23 protein-coding genes and 1 pseudogene are annotated in these 23,673 nt (G+C 72.3%); 16 read left to right on the top strand and 8 right to left on the bottom strand.

Annotated elements, in window-relative coordinates; translation table 11 throughout:
* Positions 1 to 218: 218 nt before the first annotated feature.
* The gene (locus ID554_RS06210) at positions 219 to 1,007 is read left to right on the top strand and encodes an aldo/keto reductase (RefSeq protein WP_117228989.1); all 789 of its coding nucleotides are present in this window, start codon (positions 219 to 221) and stop codon (positions 1,005 to 1,007) included.
* A 64-nt stretch (positions 1,008 to 1,071) separates the two neighbouring features.
* Here the strand turns inward: ID554_RS06210 and ID554_RS06205 are convergent, their stop codons facing one another.
* Positions 1,072 to 1,710 (bottom strand): GNAT family N-acetyltransferase, encoded by a 639-nt coding sequence (locus ID554_RS06205; protein WP_223884455.1) that lies wholly within the window; start codon positions 1,708 to 1,710, stop codon positions 1,072 to 1,074.
* Between the two features lie 64 nt (positions 1,711 to 1,774).
* Between ID554_RS06205 and ID554_RS06200 the strand changes: the two genes are divergently transcribed.
* The 5 genes and pseudogenes from ID554_RS06200 to ctaD all read left to right on the top strand — a co-directional run bounded on the left by ID554_RS06200 (position 1,775) and on the right by ctaD (position 5,827).
* Positions 1,775 to 1,936: a hypothetical protein gene (locus ID554_RS06200; protein ID WP_191088732.1), complete on the top strand. Its 162-nt coding sequence runs from the start codon at positions 1,775 to 1,777 to the stop codon at positions 1,934 to 1,936.
* 15 nt (positions 1,937 to 1,951) lie between these two features.
* Positions 1,952 to 2,161 (top strand): annotated as a pseudogene (locus ID554_RS33365) (N-acetylmuramoyl-L-alanine amidase); the annotation flags it as partial.
* Between the two features lie 33 nt (positions 2,162 to 2,194).
* Positions 2,195 to 2,644 (top strand): golvesin C-terminal-like domain-containing protein, encoded by a 450-nt coding sequence (locus tag ID554_RS33360; protein ID WP_449560075.1) that lies wholly within the window; start codon positions 2,195 to 2,197, stop codon positions 2,642 to 2,644.
* 201 nt (positions 2,645 to 2,845) lie between these two features.
* On the top strand, positions 2,846 to 3,952 hold the full coding sequence (locus ID554_RS06190; RefSeq protein ID WP_117229041.1) for an FAD-dependent monooxygenase: 1,107 nt from the start codon (positions 2,846 to 2,848) through the stop codon (positions 3,950 to 3,952).
* A 117-nt stretch (positions 3,953 to 4,069) separates the two neighbouring features.
* Entirely contained in the window at positions 4,070 to 5,827 is a 1,758-nt protein-coding gene (gene ctaD, locus ID554_RS06185) for an aa3-type cytochrome oxidase subunit I (protein WP_117228992.1), read from the top strand.
* Positions 5,828 to 5,944: 117 nt separating this feature from the next.
* On the opposite strand, the gene ID554_RS06180 is transcribed toward ctaD, so the two are convergent.
* Genes ID554_RS06180 through ID554_RS06170 form a run of 3 tightly spaced genes read right to left on the bottom strand, consistent with a single transcriptional unit; the run spans position 5,945 to position 10,545 of the window.
* On the bottom strand, positions 5,945 to 6,526 hold the full coding sequence (locus ID554_RS06180) for an isochorismatase family protein (protein ID WP_117228993.1): 582 nt from the start codon (positions 6,524 to 6,526) through the stop codon (positions 5,945 to 5,947).
* A 34-nt stretch (positions 6,527 to 6,560) separates the two neighbouring features.
* Positions 6,561 to 7,847, bottom strand: a complete 1,287-nt coding sequence (locus tag ID554_RS06175) for a nicotinate phosphoribosyltransferase (RefSeq protein ID WP_117228994.1) — start codon at positions 7,845 to 7,847, stop codon at positions 6,561 to 6,563.
* 16 nt (positions 7,848 to 7,863) lie between these two features.
* A complete protein-coding gene (locus ID554_RS06170) occupies positions 7,864 to 10,545 on the bottom strand; it encodes a helix-turn-helix transcriptional regulator (RefSeq protein ID WP_117228995.1) in 2,682 nt (893 codons plus the stop codon).
* Between the two features lie 200 nt (positions 10,546 to 10,745).
* Here ID554_RS06170 and ID554_RS06165 point away from each other — a divergent pair, with 200 nt between their 5' ends.
* From ID554_RS06165 to rdgB, 10 genes are all read left to right on the top strand, one after another.
* The gene (locus tag ID554_RS06165) at positions 10,746 to 12,242 is read left to right on the top strand and encodes a P-loop NTPase family protein (RefSeq protein WP_117228996.1); all 1,497 of its coding nucleotides are present in this window, start codon (positions 10,746 to 10,748) and stop codon (positions 12,240 to 12,242) included.
* A gap of 157 nt (positions 12,243 to 12,399) precedes the next feature.
* Positions 12,400 to 12,690 carry an ATP-dependent Clp protease adapter ClpS gene (gene clpS, locus ID554_RS06160; protein WP_117228997.1) on the top strand — a complete coding sequence of 97 codons (291 nt, stop codon included), beginning with the start codon at positions 12,400 to 12,402 and terminating at the stop codon, positions 12,688 to 12,690.
* A 2-nt stretch (positions 12,691 to 12,692) separates the two neighbouring features.
* On the top strand, positions 12,693 to 13,193 hold the full coding sequence (locus ID554_RS06155) for a DUF2017 domain-containing protein (RefSeq protein ID WP_191088870.1): 501 nt from the start codon (positions 12,693 to 12,695) through the stop codon (positions 13,191 to 13,193).
* A gap of 54 nt (positions 13,194 to 13,247) precedes the next feature.
* Positions 13,248 to 13,736: a Mov34/MPN/PAD-1 family protein gene (locus ID554_RS06150; RefSeq protein WP_117228998.1), complete on the top strand. Its 489-nt coding sequence runs from the start codon at positions 13,248 to 13,250 to the stop codon at positions 13,734 to 13,736.
* A gap of 63 nt (positions 13,737 to 13,799) precedes the next feature.
* Positions 13,800 to 14,174 carry a MoaD family protein gene (locus tag ID554_RS06145; protein WP_117228999.1) on the top strand — a complete coding sequence of 125 codons (375 nt, stop codon included), beginning with the start codon at positions 13,800 to 13,802 and terminating at the stop codon, positions 14,172 to 14,174.
* Positions 14,175 to 14,184: 10 nt separating this feature from the next.
* Positions 14,185 to 15,150, top strand: coding sequence for a PLP-dependent cysteine synthase family protein (locus ID554_RS06140; RefSeq protein ID WP_117229000.1), 966 nt, complete (start codon positions 14,185 to 14,187; stop codon positions 15,148 to 15,150).
* 267 nt (positions 15,151 to 15,417) lie between these two features.
* Positions 15,418 to 16,164, top strand: coding sequence for an MBL fold metallo-hydrolase (locus ID554_RS06135; protein ID WP_117229001.1), 747 nt, complete (start codon positions 15,418 to 15,420; stop codon positions 16,162 to 16,164).
* Between the two features lie 245 nt (positions 16,165 to 16,409).
* The gene (locus ID554_RS06130) at positions 16,410 to 16,736 is read left to right on the top strand and encodes a hypothetical protein (protein ID WP_117229002.1); all 327 of its coding nucleotides are present in this window, start codon (positions 16,410 to 16,412) and stop codon (positions 16,734 to 16,736) included.
* A gap of 56 nt (positions 16,737 to 16,792) precedes the next feature.
* On the top strand, positions 16,793 to 17,518 hold the full coding sequence (gene rph, locus ID554_RS06125) for a ribonuclease PH (protein ID WP_117229003.1): 726 nt from the start codon (positions 16,793 to 16,795) through the stop codon (positions 17,516 to 17,518).
* Positions 17,519 to 17,575: 57 nt separating this feature from the next.
* Positions 17,576 to 18,193 carry an RdgB/HAM1 family non-canonical purine NTP pyrophosphatase gene (gene rdgB / locus ID554_RS06120; protein WP_117229004.1) on the top strand — a complete coding sequence of 206 codons (618 nt, stop codon included), beginning with the start codon at positions 17,576 to 17,578 and terminating at the stop codon, positions 18,191 to 18,193.
* Positions 18,194 to 18,335: 142 nt separating this feature from the next.
* On the opposite strand, the gene hutH is transcribed toward rdgB, so the two are convergent.
* From hutH to ID554_RS06100, 4 genes are read right to left on the bottom strand one after another with little or no spacing between them, the layout of a single operon-like run.
* Positions 18,336 to 19,871, bottom strand: coding sequence for a histidine ammonia-lyase (gene hutH, locus ID554_RS06115; RefSeq protein ID WP_117229005.1), 1,536 nt, complete (start codon positions 19,869 to 19,871; stop codon positions 18,336 to 18,338).
* Positions 19,868 to 21,058, bottom strand: a complete 1,191-nt coding sequence (hutI, locus tag ID554_RS06110) for an imidazolonepropionase (RefSeq protein ID WP_117229006.1) — start codon at positions 21,056 to 21,058, stop codon at positions 19,868 to 19,870. The genes hutH and hutI overlap by 4 nt, the downstream gene beginning before the upstream one ends.
* Positions 21,048 to 22,427, bottom strand: coding sequence for a formimidoylglutamate deiminase (locus ID554_RS06105; protein WP_117229043.1), 1,380 nt, complete (start codon positions 22,425 to 22,427; stop codon positions 21,048 to 21,050). The genes hutI and ID554_RS06105 overlap by 11 nt, the downstream gene beginning before the upstream one ends.
* Positions 22,427 to 23,650 carry an allantoate amidohydrolase gene (locus ID554_RS06100; RefSeq protein WP_117229007.1) on the bottom strand — a complete coding sequence of 408 codons (1,224 nt, stop codon included), beginning with the start codon at positions 23,648 to 23,650 and terminating at the stop codon, positions 22,427 to 22,429. Before ID554_RS06100 ends, ID554_RS06105 begins: the two co-directional genes overlap by 1 nt.
* Positions 23,651 to 23,673 lie beyond the last annotated feature (23 nt).

Genomic DNA, 23,673 nt, shown 5'->3' with positions numbered 1-23,673 from the left:
GGGCTCGTAGCCGGAGTCCAGCCGCTTCGCCACGACCCCGGGCAACCCCTGCTCACGGGCGGTGCGCAGGGCCTCGGCACCGGCTCCGGGGTACGCGCCGCGTCCCGCTTGCGCCGGTACTCCTCCAGCCGGTCAGCCACGACGACATTCTCCGACAAACCGGGCCGGCGTGCCCGAGTCCGGGAATGGCGGCGGCGATCAGGGGTAGAACGGTCGGTATGGACCACCTCGACCAGCCCACCGCCGTCCTCCCCGGCGACGTCCGGATCCCTCTGCTCGGCTTCGGCACCTGGCAGGCCACCGGCGAGACCGGCTACAAGGCCGTGCTCGCCGCACTGGACGCGGGCTACCGGCACATCGACACGGCCACGATGTACGGCAACGAGGAGGAGGTCGGCCGGGCGATCCGCGAGAGCGGGCTGCGTCGCGAGGACGTCTTCATCACCACCAAACTGCCGCCCGACCAGGTCGGTCGGGAACGCGAGACGATCGAGGCGAGCCTGCGCGCGCTCGGCGTCGACCACGTCGACCTGTGGCTGATGCACTGGCCGCCGAGCAATCCCGGCGACCTGATCCCGGCCTGGCGGGAAATGCTCGCTGCCCGGGACGAGAACCTGGCCCGCGCGGTCGGCGTGAGCAACTTCAGCACCCCGCAGATCGACGAGCTGATCCAGGCCACCGAGGAGAACCCGGCGGTCAACCAGATCAAGTGGAGCCCTCGGCTGTACGACCGGCAGCGGCACGCCGAGCACCGCGACCGGGGAGTGGTGCTGGAGGGCTACAGCCCTTTCAAGAGCAGTGACCTGTCGGACCCGGTGCTGACCCGGATCGCTGGCGCGCACAACGTCTCGCCGGCCCAGGTGGTGCTGCGCTGGCACCTCGACCACGAGATCGTGGCGATCCCCAAGTCGGTGACCCCGGACCGGATCCGGGCCAACGCCGACGTCTTCGGCTTCTCGCTCAACGCCGAGGAGATGCGCGACATCGACGCCCTCGGCACCACCTGACCCGCAGATGTAAGGAAGGGCCCCCTCCTAACGCCTCGTGTATAGGAAGGGCCCCTTCCTAACATCAGGAGCGGGTGCGGGGCGTGACCGCGCCGCCGCGTTCCCAGCGGTGCAGCACGAGTCGGCGTCGTCCCTCGTGCACGACGACCGGTTCGCCCCCGGCCGGCCGGTACCCGATCGCCCTGGCCGTGGCGATGCTGCCCGCGTTGTCCGCCTCGATCTCCAGGTACGTGCTCGGCAGCCCCGGGATCGAGTCGGCGTACGCGGTGACCAGCCGCAGTGCCCGAGCGGCCAGCCGGCGGCCCCGGTAGGGCGGCCCGACCGCGTACCCGATGCCGCCGGTGACCAGGTTGAGCATCACCTCGCCCAGGGCCAGGTCGTCGGGGCCGGTGACGGCCAGGTACAGCCGTTCCCGGGAGGCGCTCGCCTTCGCCAGGTACGCCTCGGCCGCGGTCCGGTCGAACGGCGAGGCCACCGGCAGCCGGTGGGCCATCTCCGGATGGTCGAAGATCAGGACGAGTTGGGGCAGGTCACGTTCCGCCCACGGGCGCAGGACGAGCCCGTCACCGTGAGGCGTATCTGTGCGGACAGTCGGTCCTCCCGTCGTCGGCTCCGCCAGTGTGCGCGCCCGCACCGACCTTGGCAACCGCGTCGACTGGTGGAAATTTTCATCGACAGTGATCTTCGCGGAGACTATCGACATCGGTCGTCGTGCCGCTGTAGCGTCTCGGCCACATCGACAAGCATCGTCGTCCGGGAGGCTCGCCATGGCTCCTGCCCACCATGCCCACCCTGTCCGCCTGTGCCGCCGAGGGCTGCTCGGCGTGCCGGCCCTGATGGCCGCCGCGCTCACCCTGTTCACCCGGCCCGCCGCCGCGAGCGCCGCCCCGCCGGCCGAGTGCCTCGCCGACCTGCTCCGGGATTCCTGATGGCGACGATCCAACCACGCCGGCGCCAGCGGCGGCAGCGGGCCGATCCCGACCGGCGACGGCAACACCCTCATGGTCGGCTGGGAGATCGATTACAACGGCGTCGACCAGCAGATGACCGCCGCCCAGTACGCCGCCTCGGTTGCCGCCACGGCCGCCGTGCTCACCCGACTCGGCCGGGACGCCAGCCACTCCCGAGGACACCGCGAGACCAGCACCACCGGCAAGATCGACCCGTCTTTCATCGACCTGAACGTGATGCGTGCCGACGTCGCGGCGCGGATGTCCGGCAGCACCACGTGGACCGCGACCGTCGACAACGGCACCGCTGGCCGGTTCACCGCAGGCACGAACTGGGGCGTCTCCTCGTACTCGGGGCAACGTCACGGCCCCGACTACCGGTACGCCACACCGGTCGCCGCCAGCGACGCCGCCTGGTACCGCTTCGACGTCCCGGCCAGTGCCACCTACCGGGTGGAGGTCTGGCACCCGGCCGACCCCGGCTACAACAGCGCGACCCCGTACATCGGCACCACCATCGGTGGCAACCGGACCATCCAGGTGGACCAGCGCACCGGCGGCGGACGGTGGCGCAGCCTCGGCACCTTCGCCCTGCCGGCCGGCGACGCCAACCGGGTGGCCGTCAGCCGCTGGAGTTCCGCCAGCGGCTACGTGGTCGCCGACGCGGTACGCCTCAGCCGCGTCTGATCCTTTCGCACCCTCCGCCCGGTTGTACGCGCCGATCGGTCACCCGGGGCTCTCCGGCCCGGCGGTGGGCGGCGCCGACGGGAGGGGTGGCGGTCGTCGAGGGATGTCCGTCGTGGGCTAATTGCCTCTGGCGTGCACCGATTGCGCCGAGTAGTGTCTTGCCTCCAACGCGTGCCGACCCCTCCGGAGGCGTACAACCCCATGCGTGGCTCCCCCCTGCGCATTCTCGTCGTCGGCGCGGGCATCGCCGGTCTGGCCGTGGCCCGGGCGCTGCGTCTGGCGGGCTTCCGGCCCGACGTGACCGACAAGGCACCCCCGGGCGAACTCGCCGACGCCGGTCTCTACCTGCCGGGCAACGCCGCCCGCGCGCTGCGTCGACTCGACCTCGACGACCCGGTACGCCCCTACGGGCAGGTCATCCACCGCCAGCGTTTCCTGGACGCGGCCGGCGTGCCGCTGTGCGACGTCGACCTCGACACACTCTGGGCCGGCGTCGGCGAATGCCGCGCCCTGCCCCGCGCCGACCTGCACCGGGTCCTGCTCAGCGGGGCCGGCGGCGCGGTCCGGCACGGTGCCGAGGTGCGCACCATCGACCTGCTGCCGAACACCGTCGGCGTCACCTTCGTCGACGGCACCCAGACCGAGTACGACCTGGTCATCGGCGCCGACGGTCCGCGTTCCTCGATCCGGGTGCTGGCCGCGCTCGGCGGACCGCCCCGTCCCGCCGGCCAGGTGGTCTACCGGGGAGTGGTGCGCGACGGGCCGGTGGTGCGGGACTGGACCGCGCTGCTCGGGCAACGCAGCGGGATCCTGGTGGTGCCGATCGGCGCGGGTCGGCTGCACTGCTACGCCGACGAGGCCGGCACCGCACCGCCGGCCGACCCACGGGCCGGGATGCGCGAGCTGTTCGGCGGCTACGGCGGCCCGGTGCCCGAGGTGCTCGACGCGCTCGGCACGGTGCACGCCAGCGTCACCGACGAGGTCGAACTCGGGCGCTGGCACCGGGGCCGGGTGCTGCTGGTCGGTGACGCCGCCCACGCCACCGCGCCGACCCTGTCCCAGGGTGCCGCGATGGCCCTGGAGGACGCGGTGGTGCTCGCCGAGTCGCTGCGCGCCGCCGGGAGCGTCGAGGCGGCGCTGACCGCGTACGAGAGCCGCCGCCGGCCGCGTACCCGGTGGGTGCGGGACCGGACCCGGGACCGCAACCGCACCCGGGACGTGCCGCCGGCGCTCCGCGACCCGCTGCTGCGCGGACGCGGCGACCGTATCTTCGGCGAGCATTACCGGTTGCTTCTCGGCCCGCTGTGATCCACGCCCGGTGACCCCACGCGGCGCTCTCACCTGCCGGGGACTATCCTCCTTGCGGATGACGGCCCGTAGAGACACGCGTGCCGAGCGGGACAACCCAGGAACCGGAGGCCACTCGTGACCACCGTCGCACCGAAGCCGGTCGTGACCCGGCCCTGGCCGGTCCGGGAGCCGGTCAAGGGGTCGGCCATCGCGCGGCTGTTGCGGTCCACGGACGCCAAGCAAATCGGGATCATGTACATGGTCACCGCGTTCGTGTTCTTCATGATCGGTGGTCTGATGGCCCTGATCATGCGGGCCGAGTTGGCCCGGCCCGGGCTGCAGTTCCTCTCGCCCGAGCAGTACAACCAGCTGTTCACCATGCACGGCACGATCATGTTGCTGTTCTTCGCGACGCCGATCGTGTTCGCCTTCGGTAACTACATCGTGCCGATCCAGATCGGCGCTCCGGACGTCTCCTTCCCGCGGCTGAACAGCTTCGCGTACTGGCTGTACCTGTTCGGTGGCACCATGGCCACCGCCGGCTTCCTGACCCCGGGCGGCGCGGCGGACTTCGGCTGGACGGCCTACACCCCGCTGAGCACCACCGAGCACGCTCCCGGTGTCGGCGCGAACATGTGGGTGGTCGGCCTGGCCATCTCCGGTCTGGGCACGATCCTCGGCGCGGTCAACCTGATCACCACGATCCTGACCCTGCGCGCCCCCGGCATGACCATGTTCCGGATGCCGATCTTCACCTGGAACATGCTGGTCACCAGCCTCCTGGTGATCCTGGTCTTCCCGCTGCTGGCCGCCGCGCTGTTCGCGCTCGCCGCCGACCGTCTCCTCGGCGCCCACGTCTACAGCCCGGACACCGGCGGCCCGATGCTGTGGCAGCACCTGTTCTGGTTCTTCGGGCACCCCGAGGTGTACATCATCGCGCTGCCGTTCTTCGGCATCATCAGCGAGATCATCCCGGTCTTCTCCCGCAAGCCGATCTTCGGTTACAAGGGTCTGGTCGCCGCCACCATCGCTATCGCCGGCCTGTCGATGAGCGTCTGGGCGCACCACATGTTCGCCACCGGCCAGGTGCTGCTGCCGTTCTTCAGCTTCTTGAGCTACCTGATCGCGGTGCCGACCGGTATGAAGTTCTTCAACTGGATCGGCACCATGTGGCGCGGGCAGATCAGCTTCGAGACGCCCATGCTCTGGTCCGTGGGCTTCCTGGTCACCTTCCTCTTCGGTGGCCTGACCGGCGTGCTGCTGGCCGCCCCGCCGCTCGACTTCCACATGCACGACTCGTACTTCGTGGTGGCGCACTTCCACTACGTGCTCTTCGGCACGATCGTGTTCGCGGTGTTCGCCGGCATCTACTTCTGGTTCCCGAAGATGTTCGGCCGGATGCTGGACGAGCGGCTCGGCAAGATTCACTTCTGGCTGACCATGATCGGTTTCCACACCACGTTCCTGGTGCAGCACTGGCTCGGCAACGAGGGCATGCCCCGGCGGTACGCCGACTACCAGGCCATCGACGGCTTCACCACGCTGAACATGATCTCCACGATCGGCGCGTTCATCACCGGTATCTCCACGCTGCCGTTCATCTACAACTGCTGGAAGGCGTACAAGGCCGGTCCGGTGGTCGAGGTGGACGACCCGTGGGGCCACGGCAACTCGCTGGAGTGGGCGACCACCTCCCCGCCGCCGTTGCGCAACTTCGACCGGATGCCCCGGATCCGCTCCGAGCGTCCCGCCTTCGACGCCAAGTTCCCCGAGCTGGCCGCCGGGCAGACCCTGGCCGGCCCGCCCGAGGGCGGCTCCAAGCCGCTCACCAGCGAGTCCGACGGCGGTGCCAGCTACCAGGAGGACACCTCCAGCGACATCGACCGCCGCTGACACCACCGCACACACCCACGACGGGCGCCACCCCCACCCGGGGTCGGCGCCCGTCGCCCTTCCCTGACCGCCCTGGGAGTTGCGGCTGTGGCGGCGGCTACGGCAGCACTCAGTCAGTCATGCGTCCCTGAGCACAGGGGCGCCGTGCACGGTGATTCCGGCACCGTCGAAGGCGCGCAGCGCGACGTCGGTGGTGTCCGGTGCGACGGCCGCGGTCAGGTCCAGCAGCACGGTGGTGGCGAAGCCCTCGCGGGCGGCGTCCAGGGCGGTCGCGCGGACGCAGTGGTCGGTGGCGATACCGACCACGTCGACCCGGTCCACCCCGCGTCGGCGCAGCCAGTCGGCCAGCCCTTCGCCGTCCTCGGCGTTTCCTTCGAAGCCGGAGTACGCGGCGGCGTACTCACCCTTGAGGAAGACCGCCTCGATCCGGTCGGTGGCCAGCTCCGGATGGAAGTCGGTACCCGGGGTGCCGACCACACAGTGCCGGGGCCAGGTGCTGACGAAGTCCGGTGCGTCGGAGAAGTGGTCGCCCGGATCGATGTGGTAGTCCTTCGTCGCCACCACGTGGTCCCAGCGGTCCGGCTCGGTGGCCAGCAGCCGGGAGATCCCGGCGGCGACGCCGGCTCCGCCCGCGACGGCCAGCGAGCCGCCCTCGCAGAAGTCCTTCTGCACGTCGACGATGATCAGCGCGTTGCTCACCGGCCGCGCTCCTTTCACTCGGCGGGTACGAGGGTCACTCGGCGGGTACGACGGTGACCGGGATGGCCGGGTCGCCTGCGGAGAGTTTGAGTCCCTCCCACGGGATGGAGATCAGGCACTGGCGCAGGTGCTCCCGCGACTCGTCAAGCGTAGGCAGCCCCATCGGCTCGCCGTCGGCCACGTACGACCGTTGCAGCAGCCGGTCGTTGGGGTGCCGGTCCGGTACGCCCTGCGGGACGATGATCTCCTCGGTGGCGGTGCCGGTGGGCTTGTGCCGCCGGACCGCGACCTTGCGCCCGCCGATGGTGGCCTTGTGTTCGGAGCGCTTGACCACCGGCCGTCCCTCGACCTCGACCAGCTTGTAGACCAGGCCGGCGGTGGGCGCTCCGGAGCCGGTGACCACGGCGGTGCCGGCGCCGTACATGTCCACCGGCTCGGCGGCCAGCGCGGCGATGGCGTACTCGTCGAGGTCGCCGGACACGATGATCTTCGTCTCGGTGGCGCCGAGCGAGTCCAGCAACTCCCGGGACTGCTGGGCGATCACCGCCAGGTCGCCGGAGTCGATCCGGACGGCCCGCAGTTCCGGCCCGGCCACCTCGATCGCGTTCCGGATGCCCTGGCTGATGTCGTACGTGTCGACCAGCAGCGTGGTGTCCTTGCCCAGCGTGGCGACCTGCGAGGCGAAGGCGGCCCGCTCGTCGTCGTGCAGCAGGGTGAACGCGTGCGCGGCGGTACCCGCGGTGGGGATGCCGTAGCGCTGGCCGGCGGCGAGGTTGGAGGTGAACCGGAACCCGGCCAGGTACGCGGCGCGGGCCGCGGCGACGGCCGCCTCCTCGTGCGCCCGCCGGGATCCCATCTCGATCAGCGCCCGCCCCCGGGCGGCGGTCACCATCCGGGCCGCGGCGGCGGCCACCGCGCAGTCGTGGTTGAGCACCGACAGCACCAGCGTCTCCAGCACCACGCACTCGGCGAAGCCGCCGGAGACGGTGAGGATGGGGGAGCCGGGGAAGAACAGGTCGCCTTCGGCGTACCCGTCGATGTCGCCGGTGAACCGGTAGTCGGCGAGCCAGGCGGCGCCCTGCTCGTCGACCACGCCGGTGCGGCGCAGGAAGTCCAGGTCGGCCGGGTCGAAACGGAACTGGCGGATCATCTCCACCAGCCGGGCGGTGCCGGCGACCACGCCGTACCGCCGGCCGATCGGCAGCCGCCGGCTGAACACCTCGAAGACACAGCGGCGATCCGCCGTGCCGTCGCGCAGCGCAGCGCTGACCATGGTCAGCTCGTAGTGATCCGTCAGCAGGGCGGGACGAAGGCTGTGCACACCCCCAGCCTAGGGTTCAGGCTGTCGCCGTGCCGTCGTGGCCCGGGATCGCCCGCAGCGCCGCCCTCAGCTCCGCACGCCCGGTCACCCCGAGCTTGGTGTAGATCCGCTGGAGGTGGTTCTCCACCGTCCGCGCGGAGAGAAACAGCTGCTCAGCGATCGCGCGACTGGTCTCGCCGAGGGCCGCCAGCCGGGCCACCTGCCACTCCCGGTCGCTCAGTGTCGGGGTGGCCGCGCGCAGCGCCGGAGTGTGCACCATGTCACAGCAGCCGAGCATCACCGCGAGCCGTTCGCCGGCACTGGCGAGCTGCGGCGAACGACGCTGCCGCAGCAGGTGCACCGCCTCGGCGGCGGCTTCCGCGGCCGGCAGCGCCAACCCCAGGTCCAGGAAGCCGTCGGCGGCGGTGAGTAGCTGCTCCGGTGAACTCTCGGCCGCCGCGCGGGCGTGCCGGGCCAGCAGCGGAGGCAGGTTGCCGTCGACCTGTTCCGACAGTTCCGCCAGCCGCTGGGCGACCGTCCGGCGGCTGCCGTCGGAGCAGGTCGGGCCGGTCGGTGCGGTGGCCTCGCCGAGCCGGACCAGATCGTGCAGCACCAGGGTCTCGTGCCCGGCGAAGCCGTCCACCCGCAGCCGGTCAACCAGCCCGTGTAGGTGGGCCGCCGCACCGGCCACGTCACCGCCGGCCGCGAGCGTCGCCGCCCGGGCCTGCTCCAGCCACGGATACAGCACCGCCATGCTCGGCGCGTGGATGCGGTCCGCCTCGGCCATCGCCTCGGCCGCCTGCCGGGCGTCGCCGCGCAACGCGGCGGCCTGCGCCCGTTCGGCCTGGGCTAGGCCGGCGTAGACCCGGCTGGTCGCCAGCACCGCGCAGGCGCCGAGCGCGGCCTGCAACGCCGCGTCGCTGCGCCCGCGCAGCCGGGCCGCGTACGCGCGCAGGATCGACAGGTAGCCGCTGCCCAGCCGGAAGTCGCCTGCGTCGGCCAGGTCGGCGAACTCGTCGGCGACCAGCGCGTCGATGCCGGCCAGATCGCCGGAGAGCGCCAGCCGGGTGCCTCGGGCCAACTCGACGGCGAGTTGCAGGTACGGCATGTCCGCCCGCCAACTGGCCACCTTCGCCTGCACGAGTTCGACCGCAGTGGCGCTGCGGCACAGTTGCCCCTGTACCGCCTGGAGGTGGGCGATGGCGCACCGGGCCAGCTCCCGCGCGGCGATGCTGGCTGCCGGGCGGTCCAGCACGTGCTGGGCGAGCCGCAGCGCGGTCGGCGCGTCCAGCCGGTGCAGGCGCATGATCGACTCGAAGGCGCGTACCCGGGCCTGGGCGGCGTGGTCCTTCAGGTCGCCGCCGCGCTTGGCGATCTCCTCCACCGTCGAGTGCTGACTGAGTCCCCAGTAGCTGACCATGCCGCGAACCGTGAGCCACCGGCTGAGCCGTTCCTCGTCGCCGGTGTCCGTGGCGACGGCGTCGAGCACGCCGAGCGCCTCGGCCGGGCGGTCGGCGAACATCAGGATGGTGGCCAGCAGCTCGGCCGCGTCGAAGCCGCCGCCCGCGTCGAGCGCGGCCCGGGCCAGCCGGGTCGCCAGCGGTACGTCGTAGCGCGCGAAAGCCTGACCGGCCGCGTCGACGAGCATCGCCGGGTCCTGCGCGGTCCCGGAGTCCAGCCGCCACACCGCCACCCGCAGCAGGTCCTCCCGGCGTCGTTTGCCGGCCCCTTCCAGCAGTTCGGCGAGGTGCGCCTGCAACCGGCGGGTCCGGCTGACCGGACACTGCCGGCGCACCACCTCGCCGTAGAGCGGGTGGGCCAGACGCACGTCGACCCGCCGGTCCGAGGGGGCCACCGTGATCAGGCCGCGTTCCTCGGCGGTCTCCACATCTGCCTGTTCCGCCGCCCGGTAGAGCAGCCGCAGACCCAGCGGCTCGCCGAACGCGACCAGCTCGACCACCGTGCGTACGCCGGGCGTGAGCTGGTTGATCCGGATGTCGATCAGCTCGGTCAGGTTGGGTGCCAGCTCCAGCCGGCCGGTCCAGGTCCAGACGCCGTACGTCTTGCTGGACTCGCCGCTGTTGGTGGCGGCGTGCACCAGCTCGCGCAGCAGCAGCGGATTCCCGGAGCTGAGCCGGCCCAGCCGCTCGGAGGAGGCATGGTCGACCTGGCAGCCCAGGATCTCCCGGAGCAGCCGGGCGGTCTCGGCCGGTGGCAGCGGACTCACCTCGGCGTGGGCGACCAGTCCGTCCGTCCACAGTGCCCGGATCGGCAGCGGGATCTGCTCGCCGTCGCGCAGCGTGCCCACCACGAAGGCGTTCTCGGACCGGGCGACCAGGTGCACCAGCGCGGCCGACGGTGGGTCGAGCAGGTGCGCGTCGTCGACGGCGAGCACGATCCGTCGGCCCGCTGCCTGTTGCTGCAACACGTCCACGGCCCAGCGCAGGATGCCGGCCGGGGAGAGTCCCTGCGGCTGCTCCACCGGAAGCACCTGGACCAGACCGCCGAACGGCACCGCCTGAGTGGTGGCGCTGGCCGCGATCCACCAGACCGCGTACTCCTCGGAGGGAAGCGCGTCCACCCCTTCCCGCAGCAACCGGCTCTTGCCGATACCGGGGCTTCCGGCGAAGAATATGCCTCGCCGCCCCTCGGCACCGGTCACCGCCGCCTGCAGACGGTCGAGTTCTGCCGTGCGGCCCACGAACTTCCACCGACTCATTCGCGCAGCATATCGATGGAACTGTGCCCCGACCGGTAGCCCGGGCGGGTGAAGTTGAGTAGTCGCGGAGTTACCCCAGAGTACTTTCGTTTGTCCCATTCCCGACGCCGACGCCCGTACTCTTCCGAAATCCGGGTGCGTCGCCGGATGTTCACCGCGACCGGCTCTGCCGGCCGCCCAGCCTCGGAGGCCGCCGCCTGATGAAGCCGGGCCCTCTCCACGACCTCGGTACGCCCGACGATGCGACCGGGCCGCCGGGTCCCCGCCCGTTCCCCGATCGGCTCGGCGTGACCGTCGACCCGCGTGAGCGACCGGCGGTGGTCGCCGTGGGGCCGGCCCGCGCCGGTCGGGCGGACGTGTTGGCCGCCCTGCTGGACCTGGAGGCCGGAATGCTCGCCGTGCCGACCGGTAGCTGGTTGCTGCTGCGGCACGCGACCGAGGCGAGCCGGTCCGCCTACGTGCCCGGCTACCGGACGCCGTTCTCGTACCGGACCGACCTGCCGGAGGTGGGGCCGGCACTGGCCCGACCTCCGCGCCGGGTCGAGCTGAGCCTGCCCTCGCCACTGCTCAGACGCTTCCGCCTGATCGACACGCCGGACATCGCGTCGCTCGGTCGGGCCGGCACCGGGGTTCTGCTGGACGCCGCCGGCCGGGCCGGGGCGCTGCTGTTCGTGATCGCGGCGGACCAGTCCTTCAGCGCCGACGAACTGCATTTGCTCGCCGAGATCGCCGACAGCCCGGTCCAGGTCTTCTTCGCGGTCACGCCGGGCACGAGCGGCTGGGTGTCGCCGGAACCGTCGGAGGAACCCGACGCCGACCCGGTCGACCCGGTCGCGGTCACCGTCGAGGCGCACCGGGCCACGTTGCTGACCGCCGTACCCAGCCTCGCCGAGGCCCGCTGGCTCCCGGTCGTCGAGGGCGACGCGCTGGACCTGCGGCGGGCGTTGGGCGGTTGGGCCTCCGACGAGGAACTACACCGTTCCAGCCTCGACCCGCCGGACGTGCCCGGGATGCACGGCCGGGTGCCGGTGCTGCCGGAGCCGGGCGAGTGGTCCGAACGGCTCGATCGCCAGGTGCGGTCCGCCGGCCGGCGCATCCGCCAGCACCTGGCGCTGGAACTGGCCAAGCTGCACCTGCGGGTGGTGCAGGAGATCGTCTTCGGCGCCGGCTGCGCCGGTCTGCCGCAGTTGCTCGACCGTGAGATGGAGACGTTTTCCCTGCTGGCCACCGCGCAGTGCGACCACGCCGTGCGGGAGTTGGTCGAGGACATCGGCGGCCGGCTCTTCGGTGTGCCGCTGCCCGAAGGAGTCCGTCGCCGGATCACCAAGGCGGTCCGGTGGGGGATGTCCGACCACGTCACCGGCCCGGAGTTGCAGCGGGTGTTGTTGGTCACCAGCACGGCGGGCGTGGCGTCGCTGACCGGCGCCGCCGCGGTCGACGCGCTGGCGTCGTACCCCACCGCGCCGCGGACCGGGATCCTGCCGCCGGTCGCGGTGTCGCTGGCGGGTGGCTGCTGGCAACACTGGCGTACGCCCGGCAACGCGGACCAGAGCGCCGCCCGGGCCTGGTCCCAGCGGGCGTTGCGGGAGATCGAGCTGGAGTTGTCCCGGGAGATCACCCGCCGCTTCGAGGTGGTGCGTCTCTCGCTCGGCATGGTGCTGTCCGATGCAGCCGAACACGGCATCCTGCTCGCCTGACCGTGACGCGGCGCACCCCGACGGTACCGCCGCCGGGGTGCCCGCGTGCGCGCTCAGGACGACCAGCCGTGCTCATCGGGCGGCGGTCGGTGGCGATCCCACCCGGTCCGGCGTTCCGGTTCCTCGGTTCCGCCGATCCGGTGGCACGATGGGGGGCATGGCGGCTCCGCAGGTTGCACCGGCCGAGACCCCGGACACCGATGAGGTGCCGGCCTCCGACCGGCCGTGGGTGACGATCGTGTGGGACGACCCGGTCAACCTGATGACGTATGTGACCTGGGTCTTCCAGAAGCTCTTCGGTTACAGCCGGGAGAAGGCCGAGCAGCTGATGCTGGACGTGCACCACAAGGGCAAGGCGGTGGTCTCCAGCGGGGCCCGCGAGCGCATGGAGCACGACGCCTCGCAACTGCACGCGTACGGGCTGTGGGCGACGGTGGAGCGCTCGTGAGCATGTTCCGCCGCCGGGGTGACCGGTATGTCGCCACGTTCGCCGTCGACGAGGTGCGTGTTCTGCGCAAGGTCGCCTCCGAGGTGGTCGGGCTGCTGACCGACGGCTTCGACCACTCCGACCCGGTGGTGTGCCGACTCTTTCCCGAGGTCTATCCGGACGACGCGGCGGGGACGGCGGAGTTCCGCCGCTACACCGAGGGCGACCTCAAGACCGCCAAGATCGATCAAGCCGGTGCGATCCTGGCCGCGCTCCCCGACGACGGTGACGGCGCCGGGGAGGTGCGCCTGGACGCCGAGGCGGCCGAGGCGTGGCTGCGGGCGCTGAACGACGCCCGGCTGGCGATGGGCGTACGGCTGGAGGTCAAGGACGGCACCGACCTGGGTGCGGAACTGGACGATGCGGTCGCCGAGGATCCGTCCTCCAGTCGGGTGTTCCAGCTTTCGGTCTACGCGTATCTCGGTTATCTCCAGGAGTCCCTGCTCAACGCCTTGATCGAGTGACTGTGACCGGCACGACCTCGCGGTCGTGGGCCGCCGGGCGCTAGTCTGGGCGGCGTGCTGAGCATCGACCGGTCGATCGTCGACGCGATCGTCGCCCACGCCCGTCGGGACCACCCCGACGAGGCCTGCGGCGTGGTCGCCGGCCCGGTCGGCACCGACACCCCGACCCGGCACATCCCCATGGAGAACGCCGCCCGCTCGATGACGTTCTACGAGTTCGACTCGATGGAGCACCTGCGGGTGTGGCGCGAGATGGACGACCGCGACGAGGAACCGGTCGTGATCTACCACTCGCACACCGCCACCGAGGCGTACCCCTCGCGGACGGACATCTCCTTCGCCGGTGAGCCCGGCGCGCACTACCTGCTCGTCTCCACCCGCGAACCCGACACGGAGGAGATCCGTTCCTTCCGCATCGTGGACGGGGTGGTCACCGAGGAGCCGGTGCGGATCCTCGACGCCGGGGTGGATCCACACGCCGTGCAGTCGTACATGTTCGGGCAGAGCCCGGCGACGGTCGACTACGAGTGTTCGGGCCGCTGATCTCCTTCAGCCCCCGCACACCCCTTTCCGTCACCGAGCACACCCGATCGAGGAGTACGACACATGGCCATCGAGGTTCGCATCCCCACCATCCTGCGCAGCTACACCGGCGGCGCGAAGGTCGTCGAGGGCAGCGGTGACACGCTGGACGACCTGCTCACCGACCTGGACTCCCGGCACGCCGGGCTGCGGGGCCGGCTGGTCACCGAGGCCGGCGCGCTGCACCGTTTCGTCAACGTCTACGTCAACGACGAGGACGTGCGCTTCCTGGGCGCGCTGGACGCCAAGCTGAACGACGGCGACAGCGTCACCATCCTGCCCGCGGTGGCCGGTGGCGCGTTCGGCTTCGCCGCAGCTGCGGCGATCAGTCAGCACAGCGTCGTCGCCGGGCGCAGCGCGTCCGTCGCCGGGCGTCGCGCGTCCGTCGCCGCGAGCTGAGGCGGCCGCGATGACGCGGTACGACAGCCTGCTGGACGCCTGTGGTGGTACGCCCCTGGTGGGGCTGCCCCGACTGTCGCCGACGGTGCCCGACGGGGTGCCGCCGGTGCGGCTGTGGGCCAAGCTCGAGGACCGCAACCCGACCGGCAGCGTCAAGGACCGGGCCGCGCTGTTCATGGTGCGGGCCGCCGAGGAGTCCGGCCGGCTCCGGCCCGGCGACACGATCCTTGAGCCGACCAGCGGGAACACCGGCATCTCGCTGGCCATGGTGGCGAAGCTGCGCGGCTACCGGCTGGTCTGTGTGATGCCGGAGAACGTCTCCACCGAGCGGGTGCAGCTGCTCCGGATGTACGGCGCGGAGATCATCTTCTCGCCGGCGGCCGGCGGCTCCAACCAGGCGGTGGCCACCGCGAAGCAGATCGCCGCCGAGCACCCGGACTGGGTCATGCTGTTCCAGTACGGCAACGAGGCGAACGCCCGGGCGCACTACGAGACGACCGGCCCCGAGCTGCTGCACGACCTGCCCACGATCACCCACTTCGTGGCCGGGCTGGGCACCACCGGCACGTTGATGGGGACCGGGCGCTACCTGCGCGAGAAGGTCGAGGGCATCCAGATCGTCGCGGCCGAGCCGCGCTACGGCGAACTGGTCTACGGTCTGCGCAACATCGACGAGGGGTACGTCCCGGAGCTCTACGACGCGACCGTGCTCAACCGCCGGTTCTCCGTCGGCACCCGCGACGCGGTGCTGCGGACCCGGCAGTTGGTGGAGGTGGAGGGCCTCTTCGTCGGTTTCTCCACCGGGGCGGTGCTGCACGCCGCCCTGGCCATGGCGCACGAGGCGGTGCGGGACGGCCGCCGTGCCGACGTGGCGTTCGTGGTCAGCGACGGCGGCTGGAAGTACCTCAGCACCGGGGCGTATGGTGGCACGCTCGCCGACGCGGAGGACGCCCTGGAGGGGCAGCTCTGGGCCTGAGCCGCGAGGCTCGCGGCATCGACGAGGGTCATCGACGGTGTGTCGGTGGCCCTCGTCGCGTCGGCCGACCCGGGTCGGCCGGTCCGGTAACCCGGGCTCGATCGGATGGGCGGAACGGGTGTCACGTTGGTGACATCTTCCAGCGGATCATTCTTGCCCCCAGGTGGGCGGGCGTAGGCTGCGCAGCGTGGCGTACGCGTCGGTATTGATCATCTCCGGAGCGGCGACCGGCTCGATCGCTACCTATCGTGACAGCGAGACAACTCGATGCGACTGACCGTCCTGGGCTGCGCGGGCAGCTTCCCCGGACCCGAGTCCCCCTGCTCGGCCTATCTGGTTGAGGCCGAGGACTTCCGGCTCCTGGTGGACTTCGGCTCGGGCTCGCTGTCCACCCTCCAGCGCTACGCCGGGCTGCACGCCCCGGACGCCATCCTCCTGACCCACCTGCACTGCGACCACATCCTCGACGCCGCGTCGTACGTGGTGGTCCGGCGGTACGCCCCGGACGGCCCGTACCCGCCGCTGCCGGTGTACGCCCCGGCCGGTGCCCCGGACCGGCTCGCCGCCGCGTACGGGCAGGAGGACAGCACGGTCGAGGACGTGTACCAGTTCTACGCGTTGCAACCCGGCACCTTCCCGATCGGCCCGTTCACCGTCACCGTCGACCGGGTGCTGCATCCGGTGGAGACGTACGGCGTGCGGCTGGAGCACGACGGCCGGACGCTCTGCTACTCCTCGGACACCGCCCCCTGCGAGGCGTTGCTGCGGCTGGCCCAGAACGCCGACGCCTTCCTCTGCGAGGCGAGCTATCTCGACGGCGTGGACAATCCGCCCGACCTGCACCTCACCGGCCGGGAGGCGGGCGAGGCGGCGGCCAAGGCCAACGTGGGGCGACTGCTGCTGACTCATCTGGTGGCCGCCTGGGGCAGTGAGGCGCACACCGTGACGTCGGCGGCGTCCGCGTACACGGGTCCGCTGGAAGTGGTGCGGCCGGGCGCCAGCTACGACATCTGAGGCGCCGCCGGGAGCGGGCAGCGGGGTTCTTGATCAGACTCTAGGATCGCGCGGGTGAGCGACCCCTCAGCCGAACCACCCGAGCCGCGTCCCGACGACCGGCCGGCACCTCCGCCGTCGGGCCAGCCGCCGGCCGGGCCGTACCCACGACGTTCGGACCGCCTGCGCCGCAAGCCTGGTCGCCGCCACCCGGGCCGCACGCCGCCGGGGGCGGCCACCCACCGCGTCCGGGGCCGTTTCCGCCCGTGCCGGCACCGCGCAAGCGGTCCCGCACCGGTCTGGTGGTGGGTCTCGTGATCGGTGTCGGCGCGAGCTACCGGCTCGACTGCCGGCGCGGCGCGTGCCCGGTGGACGTGGCCCAGAGTGTGCAGGCGTTCCTCAGCAACGCCGGCCTGCGGATCACCGTGGACCGGATGCGGGAGTGCCTCGCCGATCCGGGCGCCCCGTCCTGTCTGGTGCACAGGTGGACCCGGGACGGCTTCGAGATGACCGCGACCGTCCTGAACGTTCCGGGAAACCGGTCCGTCGACGGGCGCGTCGAGGTGACCCTGGGCGTCGGTGGGCACGACTGAGTCGCCCCGACGGCACCCGGGGACGGTCCGATCAAGGCACCGCATAGGGTGCAGGCATGGCGCGACCTGACGGGCGGGAGCCCGACCGACTCCGACCGGTGACCCTGACCCGTGGCTGGAGCAGCCACCCGGAAGGCTCCGTGTTGGTGGAGTTCGGCGCGACCCGGGTGCTCTGCACGGCGAGCGTCACCGAAGGCGTGCCCCGTTGGCGCCGGGGCTCCGGTCTGGGCTGGGTCACCGCCGAGTACGCGATGCTGCCCCGCGCCACCAACACCCGCTCCGACCGGGAGAGCGTCAAGGGCCGGGTCGGCGGGCGCACCCACGAGATCTCCCGGCTGATCGGCCGGAGCCTGCGCGCGGCCATCGACCTCAAGGCCCTCGGCGAGAACTCGATCGTGCTCGACTGCGACGTTCTCCAGGCCGACGGCGGCACCCGGACCGCCGCGATCACCGGCGCGTACGTGGCACTGCACGATGCGGTGAGCTGGCTCGCCGACCGCAAGGCGCTGGCTGGCAAGCCGGAGAAGGTGATGCACCGGTCGGTGGCGGCGGTGAGCGTCGGTGTGGTGTCCGGCGAGCCGCGCCTGGACCTGTGCTATGACGAGGACGTGGCCGCCGAGGTCGACATGAACGTGGTCTGCACCGGCACCGGTGACTTCGTCGAGGTGCAGGGCACCGGTGAGGCCGGCGTCTTCGCCCGCGAGCAGTTGGACGCGTTGCTCGACCTGGGCGTGGCCGGTTGTCTCGACCTGGCCGAGGCCCAGCGCAAGGCCCTGCGGTGAAGAGCGCGAACGAACGAGAAGTAACCCGGTGAGCGCGAGCGAACGAGAGGTAGCCCTATGAACAAGGTTCTGCTCGCCACTCGGAACCGTAAGAAGCTCATCGAGCTGCAACGGATCCTGGACGGGGCGCTCGGCGCGCACCGGGTCGCGCTGCTCGGGCTCGACGACGTCGAGGCGTACCCGGAACTGCCGGAGACCGGGCTGACCTTTGGCGAGAACGCGCTGATCAAGGCGCGTGAGGGCTTCCGGCGTACCGGCCTGCCCACCATCGCCGACGACTCCGGGCTGGCGGTGGACGCGCTCAACGGCATGCCGGGCGTGTTCAGCGCCCGCTGGGCCGGCCGGCACGGTGACGACCAGGCGAACCTCCAGCTCGTGCTGGACCAGGTCGCCGACGTGCCGGACGAGCACCGGGGCGCGTCCTTCGTCTGCACCGTCGCGCTGGTGTTGCCCGGTGGCAAGGAGCACCTGGTGGACGGCCGCCAGGCGGGCCGACTGTTGCGTGGCCCTCGCGGTGAGGGCGGTTTCGGCTACGACCCGATCTTCCTGGGTGACGGCCAGGACGGCACGAACGCCGAGCTGACTCCGCAGGAGAAGGACGCCGTCAGCCACCGGGGCAAGGCCCTCCGCGAACTCGCCACCCTGATCGCCAAGGTGCTCCCCACCGCCCCCTGACCCACCCCGGGATCGCCCGATCGACCCGCAGTCTGTCCCCGAACAGCGGATAGCCGCCGATCTTGGTACGAACCGACCCCCCGAGGGGCGCCAACGCACCAAGATCCGCGAGCCGCCTGCGCTGCTCAGGTCGGCCGCCGCGTCAGGGCAGGGGACCGATCTCGGCCTCGATGGTGGTGCGCAGCTCGGGGCTGGACACCACGGCCCGGGCCGCCTCCATCAGGGGTGCGAGGAAGACGTCCGGGCCGGGCCGTCCGGCGACGGAGCCGAGGGCGGCGATCGCCGCCCGTCCGGCCGGGGACGGCGTCAGCGGGGCCCGGAGCTGGAGTCCGCGTACGGCGGCGAGCAGCTCCACCGCGAGCAGGCTGGTCAGGTTCTCCAGGACGGTACGCAGCTTCTTGGTGGCCGCCCAGCCCATCGAGACGTGGTCCTCCTGCATGCCGCTGGTGGGCAGCGAGTCCACTGAGGCGGGTGCGGCCAGCCGCCGGTTCTCCGCCACGATCCCGGCTGCGGTGTACTGGGCGATCATCAGCCCGGAGTTGACCCCCGCGTCGGGGGAGAGGAAGGCGGGCAGGTCCCGGGAGCGGGTCACGTCGAGCAGCCGGTCCACCCGACGTTCGGCGATCGCGCCCACCTCGGCGGCGGCGATGGCCAGGTAGTCCGCCGCGAAGCCCAGCGGCGCGCCGTGGAAGTTCCCGGTCGACTCGACCCGCCCGTCCGGCAGCACCACCGGGTTGTCCACCACGGACACCAGTTCCCGGCCGGCGACCGTACGGACGAAGTCCAGGGTGTCCCGGGCCGCCCCGGCGACCTGTGGCGCGCAGCGCATCGAGTAGGCGTCCTGCACCGCGTGGGCCAGGTCGTCGCGGTGCGAGTCCATCACCGCCGAGTCCTGCAACAGCCGGTGGATGTTCGCTGCCGAGACCCCCTGCCCGGGATGCGGGCGGATGGCGTGCAGCTCGGGCCGGAACGGCCGCTCCGAGCCGAGCATCGCCTCGATCGCCAGGGCGGCGGTCACGTCGGCCATGGTGAACAGGTGCGCGGCGTCGTGGACGGCCAGCAGCAGCATGCCGAGCATGCCGTCGGTGCCGTTGATCAGCGCCAGGCCCTCCTTGGCGGCCAGCTCCACCGGAGCGAGACCGGCCTCGCGCAGCGCGTCGGCGGCGGGCCGCCGCTCACCGGCCGGGCCGAGCACCCAGCCCTCGCCGAGCAGCACCAGCGCGCAGTGCGCCAACGGCGCCAGGTCGCCGGACGCGCCCAGCGAGCCGTGCTCCGGCACCCACGGCGTCACGTCGTGGTTGAGCAGGTCGACCAGGGCCTCGGCGACCAGCGGCCGTACCCCGGAGTGGCCCAGCGCCAGCGACCGGACCCGCAGCAGCATCATCGCCCGCACCACCTCGCGGGGCATCGCCGCGCCCACCCCTGCCGCGTGCGAGCGGATCAGCGCGTGCTGGAGTTCGGCACGCCGCTCGGGAGCGACGAACGTGTTGGCGAGCGCGCCGAAGCCGGTGGAGACGCCGTACACCGGACGGCCGGCGGCCTCAATGCCGTCCACGATGGATCGACTGGCGGTCATCGCGGCCACCGTGGTCGGGGCGAGGACGACCTTGGCGGCACCGCGCGCCACGGCGAGCACGTCGGCGGGGGCGACCCCGGTGGGTTCGATGGTGACGGTCATCGTGGCACTCCGTTGCGCAGGACCCGGCGGATCAGGGGAACCCCCGGCCGGTAGGCCAGGTGCAGGTGGGACGGGGCGTCGAGGATGATCAGGTCGGCCCGGGCACCGGGCCGCAGCACCCCGACGTCGGTACGGCGCAACGCCCGCGCGCCGCCCGCGGTGGCCGCCCATACCGCCTCCGCCGAGGTCATCCGCATCTCGCGTACGGCCAGCGCGACGCAGAACGGCATCGACGACGTGTACGACGAACCGGGGTTGCAGTCGGTGGCCAGGGCGACGGTGACACCGGCGTCGAGCAGCCGACGCGCGTCGGGATACGGCGACCGGGTGGAGAACTCGGCGCCGGGCAGCAGGGTGGCGACGGTACCGCCGTCCGTGGCGGCCAGCGCGTCGACGTCGGCGTCGTCCAGGTGCGTGCAGTGGTCCACACTGGCCGCGCCGAGCTCCACCCCCAGGCGTACCCCCGGGCCGGGGCCGAGCTGGTTGGCGTGCACCCGCACCCCCAGACCGGACGCCTGCCCGCAGGTCAGGATCGCCCGTGCGTGATCGGCGTCGAACGCGCCCCGCTCACAGAACACGTCGATCCAGCGGGCGTACGGCGCGGCGGCGGCCAGCATCGGCCCGCAGACCAGCCCCACGTACTCGTCGGGCCGGTCGGCGTACTCGGTCGGCACCACGTGCGCGCCGAGGAACGTGGTCTCCTCGGTCACCTCGGCGGCGATCCGCAGCGAGCGGGCCTCGTCGGCGACGGTGAGGCCGTACCCACTCTTGATCTCGATCGTGGTGGTGCCCTGCCGCGACGCCTCGTCGTGCAGTCGGCGCACGGTGGCGCGGAGTTGCCCGTCGGTGGCCGAGCGGGTGGTGCCGACCGTGGTCCGGATCCCCCCTCCGGTGTACGGCTGTCCGGCCATCCGGGCCGCGAACTCCGCTGCCCGGTCCCCGGCGAAGACCAGGTGCGCGTGACTGTCCACGAACCCGGGCAGCACCGCAGCGCCGTCGGCGTCGATCCGCCGGTCCGCGGCCGGCGCGTCGGCGGCCGGACCGACCCAGACCACCTCGCCCTCCTCGATCAGCAGCGCGGCCCGCCGACGGATGCCCAACGGCCCGGCCTCGCCCGCCTCGTTGGTGACCAGCTCCCCGATGTTGTCCACCAGCAGGCTGCCCGCTGCTCGGGGCTCACTGGGCACGGTGTCCCTCCCCGCCGGAGACCTCCGCGACCGCCGTGGCCAGCTCGCGCGGAACGTCGACGCGGACGTGCCGGCCGTCGCGGACCAGCACCCGACCGTCGACCACCACCTGGGCCACGTCGGCGGCGCTCGCCGCGAACCACACGCCCGCCGGGGCCACCCCGGCCGTGCGTACGCTGTCCAGCCGTACCGTGACCAGGTCGGCGCGGTCACCCACGGCGAGCCGGCCGGCGTCGGTCCAGCCCAGCGCGGCGTGCCCGGCCTCGGAGGCGGCGGTGAGCAGCTCGGCCGGGGCGAAGTGGCCGCGTCGACGGGTACGCAGCCGCTCGTCCAGTTCCATCGCGCGGGCCTCCTCGAACGGGTCGATCACGGCGTGACTGTCACTGCCCAGGCTCAGCGGGATCCCGGCGTCGGCCATCCGGCGGGCCGGTCCGATTCCGTCGGCGAGGTCGCGTTCGGTCGTCGGGCAGAGACAGACACCGGTCCGGCTCTCCCCGAGCAGGGCCACGTCCGCGCTGGTCGGATGAGTGGCGTGCACCGCCGTGGTGGCCGGTCCCAGCACGCCGTGCTCGGCCAGCAGACCGGCCGGAGTCAACCCGTGCACGGCCCGGCAGGCGTCGTTCTCGGCAGACTGCTCCGACAGGTGCACATGCAACGGTGCGTCCCGCTGCCGCGCCCAGCCGGCCACGGTGGCGAGCTGATCGGCCGGAACGGCACGGACCGAGTGCACGGCCGCCCCGACGCGGGCACGTTCCCGGTCGGGGGTGAACGCGCCGGCCCGTTCCGCCCACCGCCGCGCGTCACCGTCGCCGAAACGCTGCTGTGGCCCGAGCAACGGCGCACCGTCCACACCGGCCGTCAGGTAGCAGGTGTCCAGCAGGGTCAGCCGGATCCCGGCCTGTGCCGCCGCCTCGACCAGCGCCGTGCCCATCGCGTTCGGGTCGGCGTACGGGGTGCCGCCCGGACCGTGGTGCAGGTAGTGGAACTCGCCCACACAGGTGATCCCGGCCAGTGCCATCTCGGCGTAGACCGCGCGGGCCAGCGCCAGGTACGTGTCCGGGTCCAGGTGGCCGGTCACCGCGTACATCTGGTCGCGCCAGCTCCAGAAGTCGCCGCGTCCGCCGTGGGTACGGCCGCGCAGCGCCCGGTGGAACGCGTGCGAGTGGGCGTTGGCCAGACCGGGCAGCGTCAACCCGGGCAACCGCACCGCGTCGGCCAGCACGTCCACGCCCGCGTTCGGGTCGCCGCCGGGAGTCAGTGGCGTCACGGCGGTGATCCGGCCGTTGACGGCCTCGATCAGCACGTCCGGGGTCGGCTCGGCGTGTGCGGGCAGCCACGCGTACTCGGCCAGCCATCGCGTCGCGGTCATCAGGCCCACCCCCCGTCAAGCCGAGCCGCCTGCGTCAGCTCCGTCAGTACCCGGGCCAGGGCGGCCACTCCGGCGGCACAGTCGGCGTCGGTGGCCGACTCGGCGGGGGAGTGCGACACCCCGGTCGGGTTGCGGACGAAGAGCATCGCGGTCGGTACGTGTGCCGCCAGCACCCCCGCGTCGTGTCCGGCCCCGGTCGGCAGCACCGGCGCGGCCAGCAGCCCGGCCAGCCGGTCGGCCAGCCCGCCGTCGAAGGCCACCAGCGGCGTCGCCGACTCCTCGGTCACCCTCACCTCGGTACCGTCCCGCCGGGCCCGTTCGGTGGCCTTGGCGCGTACCGCCTCGACCAGCCCGGCCAGCGTCTCCGGTTCGGCGGCCCGGGCGTCCAGCCACCCGGTCACCCGGGACGGGATCGCGTTGGTGGCGTTCGGCTCCACGGTCACCCGACCCACGGTGGCGTGCGCGTCGCGCAGCCGGGCCTCCTTGTTCGCCGCGAGCACCGTGAACGCGTACGTCAACATGGGGTCGCGGCGGTCCGTCATCCGGGTCGTACCGGCGTGGTTGCCCTCGCCGGTGACATCGAAACGCCAGCGGCCGTGCGGCCAGATGGCGTTGGCCACCGCGACCGGCGCGTCCCGGTCGACGAGCGCGCGGCCCTGCTCGACGTGCAGCTCCACGAAGGCCGCGAGCCGGCCCAGCAACGCCGGATCGGCGCCCGCCGGCCGGTCGCCCAGCGCCTCGGCGAAACTCACCCCGGACGCGTCCCGCAACGCGCCCGCCCGCTCCGGCGTGATCTGACCGGTGAGCAGCCGCGAGCCCAGGCACGGTACGCCGAAACGGGCGCCCTCCTCCTCGACGAAGGCGGCGACGACCAGGGGACGGGTCGGGGTGACACCGGCCGCCCGCAGCTCGTCGACGGCGAGCCAGGCGCTGACGATGCCCAGCGGCCCGTCGTACGCGCCGCCGTGCGGCACCGAGTCGAAGTGGCTGCCGGTCAGCACCGCGCCACCCGCGTCCGGGTCACCCCACCAGGCGAACAGGTTGCCGTTGCCGTCCTGGGCCACCGGCATGCCCCGGGCGTCGGCCTGCTCCCGGAACCACGCCCGTAGCCGCAGCTCCGGCGCGGTGAGCGCGTACCGCAGGTAGCCGCCGCTGTCCGCGTCCCGCCCGACCGGCGCGATCTCGTCCCAAAGTTCCCGGAACCTGTCGGGCAACTCCGTCATGGCGTTCTCCTGTTGTTCGCGAC

It is taken from the genome of Micromonospora craniellae (assembly GCF_014764405.1).
Taxonomy (GTDB): Bacteria; Actinomycetota; Actinomycetes; order Mycobacteriales; family Micromonosporaceae; genus Micromonospora; species Micromonospora craniellae.
This window is presented reverse-complemented; position numbering and strand designations above follow the sequence as displayed.